Raw genomic sequence first — 13,770 nt, forward strand, 5'->3', positions numbered from 1 at the left:
TCCTCACCGTTTGAGAAATGGGGGGACGCAGTAGGATAGGGTAAGCGCGCTGTTGGTTATGCGCGTCCAAGCAGTAAGGCGTGTGTGTAGGCAAATCCGCACACTGTAACGTTGAGCTGTGATGGCGAGTCCGTATGGACGAAGTTCCTGATTTCACACTGCCAAGAAAAGCCTCTATCGAGGTGAGAGGTGCCCGTACCGCAAACCGACACAGGTAGTCGAGGAGAGAATCCTAAGGTGTGCGAGAGAACTCTCGTTAAGGAACTCGGCAAAATGACCCCGTAACTTCGGGAGAAGGGGTGCTCTTGAGCGTGCAAGCGCATGAGAGCCGCAGTGAATAGGCCCAGGCGACTGTTTAGCAAAAACACAGGTCTCTGCAAAACCGTAAGGTGACGTATAGGGGCTGACGCCTGCCCGGTGCTGGAAGGTTAAGAGGAGTGGTTAGCGCAAGCGAAGCTGCGAATTGAAGCCCCAGTAAACGGCGGCCGTAACTATAACGGTCCTAAGGTAGCGAAATTCCTTGTCGGGTAAGTTCCGACCCGCACGAAAGGCGTAACGATCTGGGCACTGTCTCAACGAGAGACTCGGTGAAATTATAGTACCTGTGAAGATGCAGGTTACCCGCGACAGGACGGAAAGACCCCGTGGAGCTTTACTGTAGCCTGATATTGAATTTTGGTACAACTTGTACAGGATAGGTAGGAGCCAGAGATCTCGGAGCGCCAGCTTCGAAGGAGGCGTCGGTGGGATACTACCCTGGTTGTATTGAAATTCTAACCCATGCCCCTTAGCGGGGCAGGAGACAGTGTCAGGCGGACAGTTTGACTGGGGCGGTCGCCTCCTAAAAGGTAACGGAGGCGCCCAAAGGTTCCCTCAGAATGGTTGGAAATCATTCGTAGAGTGTAAAGGCACAAGGGAGCTTGACTGCGAGACCTACAAGTCGAGCAGGGTCGAAAGACGGGCTTAGTGATCCGGTGGTTCCGCATGGAAGGGCCATCGCTCAACGGATAAAAGCTACCCCGGGGATAACAGGCTTATCTCCCCCAAGAGTCCACATCGACGGGGAGGTTTGGCACCTCGATGTCGGCTCATCGCATCCTGGGGCTGTAGTCGGTCCCAAGGGTTGGGCTGTTCGCCCATTAAAGCGGTACGCGAGCTGGGTTCAGAACGTCGTGAGACAGTTCGGTCCCTATCCGTCGTGGGCGTAGGAAATTTGAGAGGAGCTGTCCTTAGTACGAGAGGACCGGGATGGACACACCGCTGGTGTACCAGTTGTCTTGCCAAAGGCATCGCTGGGTAGCTATGTGTGGACGGGATAAGTGCTGAAAGCATCTAAGCATGAAGCCCCCCTCAAGATGAGATTTCCCATTACGCAAGTAAGTAAGATCCCTCAAAGACGATGAGGTAGATAGGTTCGAGGTGGAAGTGTGGTGACACATGGAGCTGACGAATACTAATCGATCGAGGACTTAACCAAAAAAAGTTTGAAGCATTCAATGAACTGTTTATCCAGTTTTGAAAGAACAATTCTTTCAAAAAAGAGAGCTTCTAGACACAGCAATACGCCGTGTATGGAAGGTCGACCATAGTCTAGTGATGATGGCAAAGAGGTCACACCCGTTCCCATACCGAACACGGAAGTTAAGCTCTTTAGCGCCGATGGTAGTTGGGGGCTTCCCCCTGTGAGAGTAGGACGTCGCTAGGCAATAGAAAGACCAGAGAATTTTTTCTCTGGTCTTTTTTCGTTTTCAACAGAAAAATCAAAGCTGCCCTCTTGAGTAAGACAGCTAATATATTTAAAACTCAAGCGCACTTCTCAAGTTATTGATATATGATTGACTCACTGGTAATTCACTACCATCCACTAATGTAATAATAAAGTTTGATGTCAAATCACGCGCCATTTTTTTTATAAAATAAATATTTACGATATAGGATCTATGAATACGAATAAAGTATGATGGTAATCTTATTTGAAGTTCTTTAAGGGTGATATTCGTTTTAAATTGTTCGCGCTCTACATAAAACCATGTCTTTTTTTGAAGACTTTCGATATGCGATACTTTATTAATGGCTACAGGATTCCATTCTTCATCTTGTTTTCCTGTTATAAACTCAAATGGTTCTGTCTTTTTAATAGAGAAAGTAGATGGCAGTATGACTACTAGAGCTGCTGGTTCATCTTGAATGAGTATCGGATAGCCGATACCGTAAAAGGGTATATCGAATGACAAATTATCTAAAATTGTTTCTGTTTTTTTCTGTGTACGCAATACTTGATCGGCAATACTTCCAGGTAACACTTGTTGACCCATTTCTAAATGGATACTAGGATGCCCTGATTGAATAAAGATATAAGAATTATCAACGGCAATTGCAATGGATGAATCAGTAGGAATCCAATCGCTCAACATTGAAATATATTGTTCTGAAATATCTTTTGTGCAAGAATTTAACTCATTATTCATTGTGAATATCCCCCTTGTTTGTAAATAACCATCCAAATTTCGTCGCAAAAAAGAATAGCTTTGTCATGAAAATTCGGTCTTTTATCAAAAAATAATGAAAATTCAAATACTCTGTTATATATTAATTTACAACAAATAAACCTGTTATGGAACAGTGATTTAAAAGTTTTTTAACAGAGTATATTGTACACAAAGGGGAAGGTGGAATTTCAATATGTCAACTCGTCAAGAAAGAATCGGAGCATTAGAGAAACAATGGGCTGAAAACCCACGCTGGGCTGGTATTGAACGCACATATTCGGCTGAAGAGGTTATTAAATTACAAGGTACTGTAGTAATTGAACAAACTTTGGCAAAAAAAGGTGCTACTCGACTATGGAATTCATTACATGAGGAGCCGTTTATTAATGCATTGGGGGCATTAACCGGTAATCAGGCGGTACAGCAGGTTAAAGCTGGACTCAAAGCTATCTATCTATCAGGCTGGCAAGTAGCTGCGGATGCAAACCTTTCGGGTCAAATGTATCCAGATCAATCACTATACCCAGCCAATTCTGTACCAGCAGTAGTTAAACGAATTAATCAAGCACTTCAACGCGCAGATCAAATTGATCATGCTGAAGGACGTGTCGATCAATTTGACTGGTTTGCTCCAATTGTAGCAGATGCAGAGGCAGGTTTCGGAGGACCTCTTAATGTATTTGAGCTTGTTAAAGGCATGGTTGAAGCAGGGGCAGCTGGTGTTCACCTTGAAGATCAGTTAGCTTCAGAGAAGAAATGTGGTCATCTAGGCGGTAAAGTTTTACTTCCAACACAAAATGCTGTTCGTAATTTGGTAGCTGCGAGATTAGCAGCTGACGTTATGGGTGTTGATACAATTCTAATTGCTCGTACAGATGCTGATGCTGCAGATATGGTTACTTCAGATATCGACCCACGTGATGCAGAGTTTATTACTGGTGAACGTACTCCTGAAGGTTTCTTCCGTACAAAGGCAGGCATCAAACAAGCAATTGCTCGGGGCTTAGCTTACGCACCATACGCTGATTTAATTTGGTGTGAAACTTCTAAACCATCTCTTGAGGAAGCTCGAGAATTTGCAGAAGCTATTCATGCAGAATTCCCAGGTAAAATGCTTGCATACAACTGTTCACCTTCATTTAACTGGAAAGCAAATCTTTCAGAAGAGGAAATTGCAGAGTATCAGCGTGAGCTTGGTAAGATAGGTTATAAATTCCAGTTTGTTACTTTAGCAGGATTCCATGCATTAAACCACTCTATGTTTGAGTTGGCAAATGATTATAAAGATAATGGTATGGCTGCATATTCTAAGCTACAGCAAGCTGAGTTTGCTTCGGAATCTAAAGGCTATACAGCGACACGCCATCAACGTGAGGTCGGTACTGGATACTTTGATGAAATTTCTCAAGTTATTTCAGGTGGTACTTCTTCAACAACGGCAATGGCCGGATCGACAGAAACTGAACAGTTCGTATAAAAAATTCGTGTTTTCCTAAATTCATAATCATAGAGTATTCTCCTCCGCTCCTCCTAAAGCGGAGGAAGACAAAACTAAAATCGCAAAGGTGGGTAAACAACTAATGAAACAAGCAACGACAGGTAAGCTTAGAATTGTTGGAGAACAAAATGAGCATACAAATGAAATTTTAACGCCTGAAGCTCTTGAGTTTGTTCTTGCCCTGCACGAGAAATTTGATGCTCGCCGTAAAGAGTTATTGAATGCTCGTCAGAAACGCCAAAAGCGTCTAGATGCTGGAGAGAAACTAGATTTCTTACCTGAAACAAAGCATATTCGTGAAGGTGATTGGTCAATTGCACCTCTTCCACAAGATTTGCAGGATCGGCGTGTTGAAATTACAGGGCCGGTTGACCGTAAAATGGTTATTAATGCGTTAAACTCTGGAGCAAAGATGTTTATGGCTTGCTTTGAGGATGCTTCTTCTCCAACATGGGAAAATATGATTGGTGGTCAAATTAATATGCGTGATGCTATTAATAAGACGATTGAGTTTACACAAGCATCCAATGGAAAAACGTATAAACTAAATGCTGAAACAGCCGTGTTACTAGTTCGTCCTAGAGGCTTACACCTGCTTGAAAAGCATGTACTTGTTCATGATGAACCGATTTCTGGAAGTTTCTTCGACTTTGGTTTATATCTATTCCATAATGCAAAAAATGCACTGGCAAAAGGAACGGGGCCGTACTTTTATCTACCGAAGCTTGAAAGCCATTTAGAGGCTCGTCTATGGAATGATATCTTTGTATTTGCCCAAGATTATATTGGCATTCCACAGGGCACTATAAAAGCTACTGTATTGATCGAAACCATTTTGGCGGCATTTGAAATGGATGAAATTTTATATGAGCTACGTGAACATTCAGCTGGTCTGAATTGTGGACGTTGGGATTATATTTTCAGTTATATTAAACGCCTTCGCAATCAAGCAGATGTCATTTTACCAGACCGAGGTCAAGTTACAATGACCGTTCCATTCATGAAGGCTTATACATCTTTATGTATTCAAACTTGTCATAAGCGGAACGCACCAGCAATGGGCGGGATGGCTGCCCAAATTCCTGTTAAAAATGATGATGAAGCGAATGCGGTGGCATTTGCAAAGGTTGCTGAAGATAAGCGACGTGAAGCAACAGAGGGGCATGATGGTACATGGGTAGCGCATCCAGGTATGGTGGCAACAGCAATGGAGCAATTTGATGCCATTATGACGACCCCCAACCAAATTCATAAGAAGCGTGAGGATGTAGAAGTTACTGCGGAAGATTTAGTAGCTGTACCTGAGGGCACAATTACTCTTGAGGGACTTCGTGTTAACTGTAGTGTTGGTGTACAATATATGGCTTCATGGCTTCGTGGTAATGGTGCTGCACCAATTAACAATTTAATGGAGGATGCTGCGACAGCAGAAATCTCTCGTACACAAGTGTGGCAGTGGATTCGACATCCAAAAGGTATTTTAGATGATGGGCGCGGAATTACTTTAACGTTTGTCCTTGAAATTCTGGAAGAAGAGCTTGTAAAAATTAAAGAGGCTGTTGGGGAACAAGCCTATAACAGTGGTCGCTTTGAAGAAGCCGCTGAACTGTTTAAATCCTTAATTGAGCAAGATGAATTCGCGGAATTCTTGACACTTCCAGGCTATGAAAAATTAGCGTAAATGCAAATCTACTAAAAACATATTCAACTTTCCTACTAATAAAATGTGACGGGGTCTGTTCCCCCGTTACTAAAGAGATGAGCACAATTGTACTAAAGGGGTCTACTTATAAAAGCAATTTAGAGGAAAAAGATGTTTTACGAGCTTAGATGGGGAGCTTATAAGACATCTTTTTTAATTAATCCGCGTAACTGTTTTTCCAGGCTACGCGGATTTTTTCTATATTAGCTGACTATGGCTAGGATAAAGCCATCATAGCCCTTGACGCCAACCGTTTGTATAGCTGTTGCTTCAATACGAGGTTCCTCTTTTAGCAGATCTATAAATTGCTGTACGCCTCTAACACTTTCGTCCACATTATTTATATCTGTGATAGCACCATTCCTCACTACATTATCCGCAATAATAACAGCACCTGAATTCGCTAGCTTTAATGCCCACTTTAAATATTCAGGATTATTGGGCTTATCTGCATCAATAAAAATGACATCAAAAAATTGCCCCCTTTTTTTCAAGTCTGGCAATGTATCCAATGCATGACCGACGATAATTTCAATCTTTTCCTCTAAGCCTGCATGTCGTATATTTTGAAGAGCGACAGAGGCATAGTCTTCATTAATTTCTAAAGTCACCACTTTCCCTTCTTTTGAGAGAGCTTGAGCTAAGCAAATACTGCTATACCCACCAAGTGTGCCAATCTCTAAAACATTAACGGCTCCTTTCAATTTAGTTAGTAAATATAAAAATCTCCCTTGGGTTGGGGATACATCAATTTCAGGTATACCTGCAGCTTTATTTGCCAGTAGTGCAGCGGTAAGACAGCTGTTATCTGGTAGAAGCTTATCCGTAAAATAATTATCTACATTATGCCAAACATTTAACTCTGTCATCGTACAGCCCTCATTTCTATGTCGTTTAAAAAGTGCAAGCTTGCATATATAGTGTATGATAAAATGAATCATAAAAAAAATATATTATAATTATTCATATATAACTAAATGTTATGGATAGGAGAAAATGATGAATATTCATGGCTTAAAATTGTTTTATCATGTTGCTTCTACTGGTAGTTTCACAAAAGCGGCAGAATTATTATGTATTAGCCAGCCTGCTGTTTCGAGCCAAATTAAACGATTTGAGCATGAAATAGGTGTACAACTTTTTAAGCAGCAGGGGCGAGGGGTCGTACTTACGGAGTTTGGCATATCTCTAGCTGAGAAAGCTCTACATTTGATGGCCCTTGAACAGCATATAGAAACATTTATAGAAGAATACCGCCTTGCCAAAGCAGGGGATTTACATATAGTAGCTACTTACCTACCAGCCAATTTTTTAATTCCCAAATGGGCGGCAACTTTTAAGGCTGCTAATGAACATGTAAATTTAATGATTACAACTACCAATACCAAGGATGCCTTTGAGCAACTAATACACTATAAAGCCGACATTGCCATTTATGGCGGAGGAATTTCAGAGAGGCCTCAAGAAATAGGGTGGGAGGAATTATATGAGGATGAATTATGGTTTGTCGTGTCACCCCAACATAGGTATGCTCATCAAACTATTACTTTAATTGAAATGTTTCAGGAGCCATTTATTATGAGAGAGAAAGGGAGCTCGATGAGAGAGCATCTTTTTTCCTTATGTCAAACGTACCAAGTAGAGCCACCAAAAATTGCGTTACAATTTAATGGGATCAATGAGACAATACGTTCTGTTATAGCGGGATATGGTGCAAATTTTATTTCATCCCTTGCAGTTAGGGAATATGTTGAGAGTGGGCAATTGGCAAGAGTCTATATTAAAGATATACATCCCGTTAAACATAAAATTTCCATTTGTACGAGAAAAAATGAAAAGCCAAATTTGCTGGTGCAAAATTTTATCGAGACGATTAAGCGCTCACTATAAATAGTTCGTACTCCATGTACATTTGAAAAATATTTGTTATACTAAACATATAACAAATATGGAGCTGATAAACATGTTTATTCAAATAGAGCCGCAATCTGACGTTCCCATCTATGAGCAAGTGTCACGTCAAATCATTGAAGGGATAGCAAGAGGCGATATGAAGCAAGGAGAGACCTTGCCATCTGTTCGGAGTTTAGCTGCTGATTTAGGTGTTAATATGCATACAGTTAATAAAAGCTATCATGAATTAGAGGCTAAAGGAATAATAGTTATACGTGCTAAATCAGGAGCCATTATACGCTCAACAGAGGAGAGGGCTTTGACGCCAGAACAACTACGACAAATTGAAAAGAATTTAAAGCCTGTTGTGGCAGAAGGTATGGTGCTCGGCGCAACAGTAGAACAAATTGAGCACATGATGAAAAAAGTGTTTGCAGACTTGCATATTCCAGCAGAGGGAGTGTAGCAAAATGCTACTTGGTATTTTTATATCTATTTACATCATGACATTAGTTTTACAAATGATCGTTCCTTTTATCGTACGTGAGACCATTGTTTTTGGGGTCACTGTGCCAGATCAAAATATTAAGCATCCTGCCTTAGCCAATGTGAAAAAACGTTATGCCCAAATAGTCGGAGTCACAGGTGTTGTGTTTTTAATTGTTATGATTATTAGTTACAACTTACTTACCTCTGAATCCATTCAAGGTATGTTTTTACTCGGGTGTTTATGGAGCATGCTTACAGTGAGTATGGGGCTATACTGGGTATATCACCAAAAGATATCAGCCTTAAAAAGGCAGGAACAGTGGGGCGTAAATCTTAAACAGGTACGTGCAGTCGATCTCACAGCACGAAGCCGTGATGAGATGCTTCCTTGGTCATTCTTTGCTGTGCCTTTGGTGATATCAGGATTTTTAATTATTTATACAATCCTTCATTACGATCAAATGCCAGCTAATATAGCCGTACATTGGGGACCAAGTGGAGTGGCTGATGCTTGGAGAAAAAAGACGTATTTAACAGCCATTTCATTGCCTCTTATTATGCTAATGATACAATTCATGATGTGGGGCATTACTGATTCTATAAAACGTTCTGCCATCAAAATAGCGGTGAATCGCAAGGAGGAGTCGTTGGAGGATCAGCTAAAAACGCGAAAATTTATGAGTTGGCAAATTTTATTGGTAAGCTATGCTATAACCGTGTTATTAACGGTGCTACAACTTAGTAATATTTATCCTGCCATGACTGTGGGCTATAAGCTATTACCGCTATTTGTTTTATTTTTAGTTGTTGTAGTCGGTTCCCTTTTAATTTATGTTGTGAAAAAGCGCAAATATAGAGTTCGCTATGAAAAAAATATTGACTCACAGGTCATGGATGTGGATGAAGATCGTTATTGGAAGGGCGGCTTAATTTATATGAATCGTCAAGATCCTTCTGTTTTTGTAGAGAAAAGATTTGGGGTAGGGTGGACGATGAACCTTGCCAATCCAAGAGGATATATTGTCATTGGGTTACCTTTTCTCTTATTGCTGTTGATTTCTATACTTTCGTTATAAAATAATAGGGATCTATGATGAAAAATTCGTTCCAAGTGAGCGAATTTTTTTCATATTGACTGGAGGTAAGCAGATGAGAATTCTTGTTGTCGATGACGATGTGCATATTTTACAGCTAATAAATATTTATTTAACAAGAGAGGGCTTTCAAGTGTTACGTGCGGAAAATGCTCAGCAGGCACTAGCATTACTTAACGGGAATCTACCCGATTTAGCAGTTGTAGATGTGATGATGCCAGGTATGGATGGATTCACACTGACCGAGATTTTAACACAAGATTATGATATCCCTGTTTTATTATTAACAGCAAAGGGTGAGCTTGAAGATAAAGAGCGAGGTTTTTTAGCCGGCTCAGATGATTATGTTGTGAAGCCCTTTGAGCCGAAGGAATTATTGTTTCGTATAGCCGCTATATTACGTAGATTGGATAAGAAAAATCAAATAACCATCCAAGTGGGCCAACTAGTAATTGATCGTCGTAGCTTCGAGGTTATTATTGGAGAAGAGACACTTATCTTACCTTTAAAGGAATTTGAATTGCTGGCGTTATTGGCATCACGTCCTAACCAGGTATTTACAAGGAGCTTTATAATGGAGCAAGTATGGGGCTATGACTATAATGGAGACGAGCAAACACTGAATACGCATGTGAAGCGGGTTCGAGAAAGATTAAATCGTTTTGATACGGCTGTTGAAATTATAACGGTAAGAGGTGTTGGCTATAAGTTAGAGGCAACGTCATGAAGACTTTATATAGTAAATTTGTAATGACCACATTGTTAGTGATGGTTGGGAGCTTGTGTCTTGGTTTTTTAGCGACGAATACCTACTATCATCAAGTCGTAAAAGAAAAAAATGATACAAAAAACGTTGTCATCGCACAGGAGATTGTGCAATATATTGAGACTGCTAAGCCAGAGGATTTAAATAATTATTTCATGACACTTGGCGAAATTGGCTATCAAATATATGTAACAGCTGGCGAGGAAGGGCACTTTTTTGGTGGCGATTATCGTGATAAGACATTGTCAGCATCCGTTGTAGAGCGTGTTTTAAATGGTGAGGTCTATCATGGTATGCGAGATTTCCCAAAAGAAACATTTGTAACAGGCTTTTTTGCTAATGAGTTAATTAATACAATTGGTGTGCCATTTACGTATGAAAATAGATCATATGCATTGTTCGTAAGACCAGATATTCGCTTATTGTTTTCGGAGGTACATACATTGCTTGGTGGATTAATGCTCGTCATGATAGTGCTCAGTTTACTGGCTATGCTACTATTTGCTAAAGCATTAATTCGTCCCATTACAAAGCTAACAGCAGCGACTCAACAGCTTGCACATGAAAAGTTTGATACCGTCTTGGACATTGACCGTAATGATGAATTAGGCCAATTAGCTACTAGTTTTAATATAATGACAGAAAAATTACAGGAGAATGATCGCGTGCGAAAGGAATTTATAAGTAATGTATCGCATGATTTTCAATCCCCTTTATTAAATATTCAAGGATATGTTGACTTACTAAAAAATCCTTTGCTGAAGGAGAAGGAAAGACAGGAGTACGCAGCCATTATCGAATTGGAAACAAAACGTTTATCAACTTTAACGAAGCAATTATTGTTATTAACATCGCTTGATCAATCGACACGAATAGTCAAACGTGAGCGTTACCAATTAGATGGACAGCTAAAGGAAAGCGTACGAAAATATCGCTGGCAAATGGAAGAGGCTCAGCTCCAAATCACTTACAAAATGGAGCAAGTTATTTTTAATGGGGATGCAGGGCTTCTACAAAATGTTTGGGACAACTTGCTGACAAATGCGATTAAGTACAATGTGGAGGGAGGTCAAATACATCTAGATTTACAGCAAAAACCTGCTTCGCTTGCAATACTTGTTGAGGATAATGGAATAGGTATGACTGCAGATCAATTAGCAAAAGTTTATGACCGTTTTTATCGAGCAGACACTTCTAGAACGAAGCAAGGGACTGGATTGGGGCTAGCAATCGTCAAGCAAATCGTAGAGCTACATGGAGGCACTGTCCATATAGAAAGCGCAGTCAATGAGGGGACAAAGGTATATATAGATCTCCCCATTTTGTCATGAGGAGTTCATGTAAAGTTCATGTTCTCCCGATAAACTGCTACTTAGTTGAAACAAACTAAGGGGGAGTTTTCGTATGGAACAGAAGTGGAGCATACGCCTTATTCGATTGGCTGCTATTTTTGCTTTAATCGGAACCTATCTAGGTTCACATATGACCGGTTCAGGTAGCTACGAATATAGACCGATACATGCACATATTTTACTTGTTGGTTGGCTGAGTATGTTTGCGTGGGGTATTTTTTATAGAGCTTTTAAAGTCAAATCACAAAAATTAGTGAATATACATGGTTGGACAGCTATTCTTGGTGTTTTTGGCTTAACATTAGGGATGTGGTTTTACAATATCAATCCATTTAATTTTGGCAGCACATTTACTTTAGTGTTCTTTATTGTAGGTGGAACTACGTTATTAATTAGCTTTGCCTTGTTCATTTTAGTAACATTTATGATTAAACAACAAGAAGATATGAAAAATTAGAAAAACCTACCGTGTTACATAGTCAACGTGACGCGGTAGGTTTTTCATGTTTATTGAATATCTTCAAGTGATTTTTTCAGCCATTTTGTGGCTTCTTGATAATCTTGGGCAACACCCTGCCCTTTTTTATAGAGCAGACCGAGTTGGAATTGTGCCTTTTGATGCCCCTGATTAGCAGCTAATCTATATAGTTGGGCAGCTTTAGCAAAGTCCTTTGGAACGCCTTGCCCATGACTGTACATTTGAGCTAATTGATATTGTGCTTTTATATGCCCTTGTGTCGCAGCTTGCTCAATCCATTTGGCAGCTTCTGTGTAATCCTGTGTAACACCCTTGCCTTTATCAAATAAATTTCCGAGCTGATATTGAGCACCCGCATGCCCTTGAATCGCAGCTAATCGATAGCAGCGGCGTGCCTCTTCCAGATCCATAGAAACCCCTAATCCTTGCTCATATAATAGGCCTAATTGATATTCAGCCTGAATATGTGACTGATCAGTTGCAGCTCTCCACCATTGCACGGCTTCCGGATAATTAACAGGAACACCAGCTCCTGCAGTTAATAAAAGACCTAGCTCGTATTGAGCATCCACATAACCCTTTTCAGCTGCAGCCTTTAGATAGGGTAGAGCTTTATCTGGTTGTTGAAGTTGATAAACATATAGACGCCCAAGCTCGAAGCCAGCACTAATATGTCCTTCTTTAGCAGCTAGGAGTAGCCATTTCTCAGCTAAAACGATATCCTGTTCTTTTTCATAGAGAAGACCAAGGTAATATTGAGCATGTACATGTCCTTTATGTGCCGCTAGCTTAAACCATTTCAAAGCCTCAATATGGTCCTTGTCTATACCTTGGCCAGTATTGTAAAGCACAGCAATTTGAAATTCTGCATTCATATGGTCTTGTAAAGCGGCCATGTGAAACCATTTGGCTGCCCCTGCAAAGTTTTGTGGAATACCACGACCTTTCAAATGCATATAGCCTAGATTATATTGCGCACTTGCATCTCCGGCTAAGGCAGCCATTTCAAAATAAGTGCTGGCCTTCGCATAACTTTGCTCTACACCTGTTCCATTATGATAAAGAAATCCTAAATTGTTTTGTGCACTGGTATTCCCTTGATCCGCGGCTAAGGTGTACCATTTGGCTGCCTCATTGAAATCTTGAGATATGCCAAGCCCTTGATTATAAAGCACACCAAGATTATACTGAGCATCTGCATTTCCTAAATCAGCTGCTATTTGGTAGTGATGAGCGGCCTTCCCATAATTTTGTTCCGTACCTTGTCCTAGATGATAGAGTACACCGAGACTATAGTGTGCATTGGGATCGTTCTGAGCTGCGGCTCGTTCATACCACATTTTCGCAAGCGTATAATCTTTTTTAACCCCTTGCCCATGGTTGTAAAGTGCCCCTAAATTATATTGCGCACTTGCATCACCATTTTGAGCCGCAATTTCGAACCAATCAACTGCATGTTTATAAGCATCGGTTGAATGGTCCCGCTGATATAGGTTGTTTTCCAACATGAAAATTTCCTCTTCAGCTACATTCGATTTAATGCTACGATCATAGCGCTTCATAAACCATTCAACAATATCACTTATATAATCAAGAACTATTTTGGCCGCCTTTGCCTCCACAAGTTCATTACTAGTATGGCTCGTCATTTTATAGACGAGATTCATTAATAGGAAAATTCGCCGAGGATGAATCTGGGCTGTAAAACTACGATTATTTAACAGCATGCGGACATTTTTTAATTTGGGCGTAGTACGCATTTCCAATTGATAAACCTCATATAAAATTTCTTCTAATACTAGCAGTGATTTTTGTAAAGAAACTAGAGGGTTCGAAATGGCGAAAAAACTAGCTTCCTGTAAATTTTCAGCTAATGTTGCGAAGGAAAATTGCCTTAACTTGTGACATTGTTCTTCAAGAATTTCGTAATGTATGACGATAGTACTCACCCACTTTCATGGTATTCTCTTTTTTCATATATCGGAGAAATATCGATATTATTGATATGT

The 13,770-nt window shown here is 40.3% G+C and carries 11 protein-coding genes and 2 rRNA genes (1 of these 13 only partly in view); 10 read left to right on the forward strand and 3 right to left on the reverse strand.

What is annotated here, in order from left to right; translation table 11 throughout:
* Together MKY88_RS00635 and rrf are read left to right on the forward strand one after the other, a co-directional pair.
* Positions 1-1,477: ribosomal RNA gene (locus MKY88_RS00635) — 23S ribosomal RNA — on the forward strand; it begins 1,451 nt to the left of the window's first position.
* 112 nt (positions 1,478-1,589) lie between these two features.
* Positions 1,590-1,705, forward strand: a 5S ribosomal RNA gene (gene rrf, locus MKY88_RS00640).
* 91 nt (positions 1,706-1,796) lie between these two features.
* Here rrf and MKY88_RS00645 read toward each other — a convergent pair.
* The gene (locus MKY88_RS00645) at positions 1,797-2,468 is read right to left on the reverse strand and encodes a LytTR family DNA-binding domain-containing protein (protein WP_340812830.1); all 672 of its coding nucleotides are present in this window, start codon (positions 2,466-2,468) and stop codon (positions 1,797-1,799) included.
* A 214-nt stretch (positions 2,469-2,682) separates the two neighbouring features.
* Between MKY88_RS00645 and aceA the strand changes: the two genes are divergently transcribed.
* Together aceA and aceB are read left to right on the forward strand one after the other, a co-directional pair.
* Complete coding sequence (aceA, locus tag MKY88_RS00650) at positions 2,683-3,966, forward strand: isocitrate lyase (protein ID WP_340812831.1); 1,284 nt, start codon at positions 2,683-2,685, stop codon at positions 3,964-3,966.
* Between the two features lie 103 nt (positions 3,967-4,069).
* Entirely contained in the window at positions 4,070-5,668 is a 1,599-nt protein-coding gene (aceB, locus tag MKY88_RS00655) for a malate synthase A (protein ID WP_328204641.1), read from the forward strand.
* A 224-nt stretch (positions 5,669-5,892) separates the two neighbouring features.
* On the opposite strand, the gene MKY88_RS00660 is transcribed toward aceB, so the two are convergent.
* A complete protein-coding gene (locus tag MKY88_RS00660; RefSeq protein WP_193833547.1) occupies positions 5,893-6,558 on the reverse strand; it encodes an O-methyltransferase in 666 nt (221 codons plus the stop codon).
* A 130-nt stretch (positions 6,559-6,688) separates the two neighbouring features.
* On the opposite strand from MKY88_RS00660, the gene MKY88_RS00665 reads away from it, so the two are divergent.
* The 6 genes from MKY88_RS00665 (at position 6,689) to MKY88_RS00690 (ending at position 11,740) form a co-directional block, all read left to right on the forward strand.
* Entirely contained in the window at positions 6,689-7,579 is an 891-nt protein-coding gene (locus tag MKY88_RS00665) for a LysR family transcriptional regulator (RefSeq protein WP_328204640.1), read from the forward strand.
* 73 nt (positions 7,580-7,652) lie between these two features.
* Entirely contained in the window at positions 7,653-8,048 is a 396-nt protein-coding gene (locus MKY88_RS00670; protein ID WP_193833549.1) for a GntR family transcriptional regulator, read from the forward strand.
* Positions 8,049-8,052: 4 nt separating this feature from the next.
* A complete protein-coding gene (locus MKY88_RS00675) occupies positions 8,053-9,147 on the forward strand; it encodes a DUF1648 domain-containing protein (protein WP_328204629.1) in 1,095 nt (364 codons plus the stop codon).
* Positions 9,148-9,220: 73 nt separating this feature from the next.
* A complete protein-coding gene (locus tag MKY88_RS00680) occupies positions 9,221-9,892 on the forward strand; it encodes a response regulator transcription factor (RefSeq protein WP_328204628.1) in 672 nt (223 codons plus the stop codon).
* The gene (locus MKY88_RS00685) at positions 9,889-11,262 is read left to right on the forward strand and encodes a HAMP domain-containing sensor histidine kinase (protein ID WP_328204626.1); all 1,374 of its coding nucleotides are present in this window, start codon (positions 9,889-9,891) and stop codon (positions 11,260-11,262) included. Before MKY88_RS00680 ends, MKY88_RS00685 begins: the two co-directional genes overlap by 4 nt.
* A gap of 73 nt (positions 11,263-11,335) precedes the next feature.
* On the forward strand, positions 11,336-11,740 hold the full coding sequence (locus tag MKY88_RS00690; RefSeq protein WP_328204625.1) for a hypothetical protein: 405 nt from the start codon (positions 11,336-11,338) through the stop codon (positions 11,738-11,740).
* 50 nt (positions 11,741-11,790) lie between these two features.
* Here MKY88_RS00690 and MKY88_RS00695 read toward each other — a convergent pair whose 3' ends face one another.
* Positions 11,791-13,710, reverse strand: a complete 1,920-nt coding sequence (locus tag MKY88_RS00695) for an SEL1-like repeat protein (protein ID WP_328204623.1) — start codon at positions 13,708-13,710, stop codon at positions 11,791-11,793.
* Positions 13,711-13,770: the final 60 nt, after the last annotated feature.

The organism is Lysinibacillus sp. FSL R7-0073 (genome assembly GCF_038009065.1).
Lineage (GTDB): Bacteria > Bacillota > Bacilli > Bacillales_A > Planococcaceae > Lysinibacillus > Lysinibacillus fusiformis.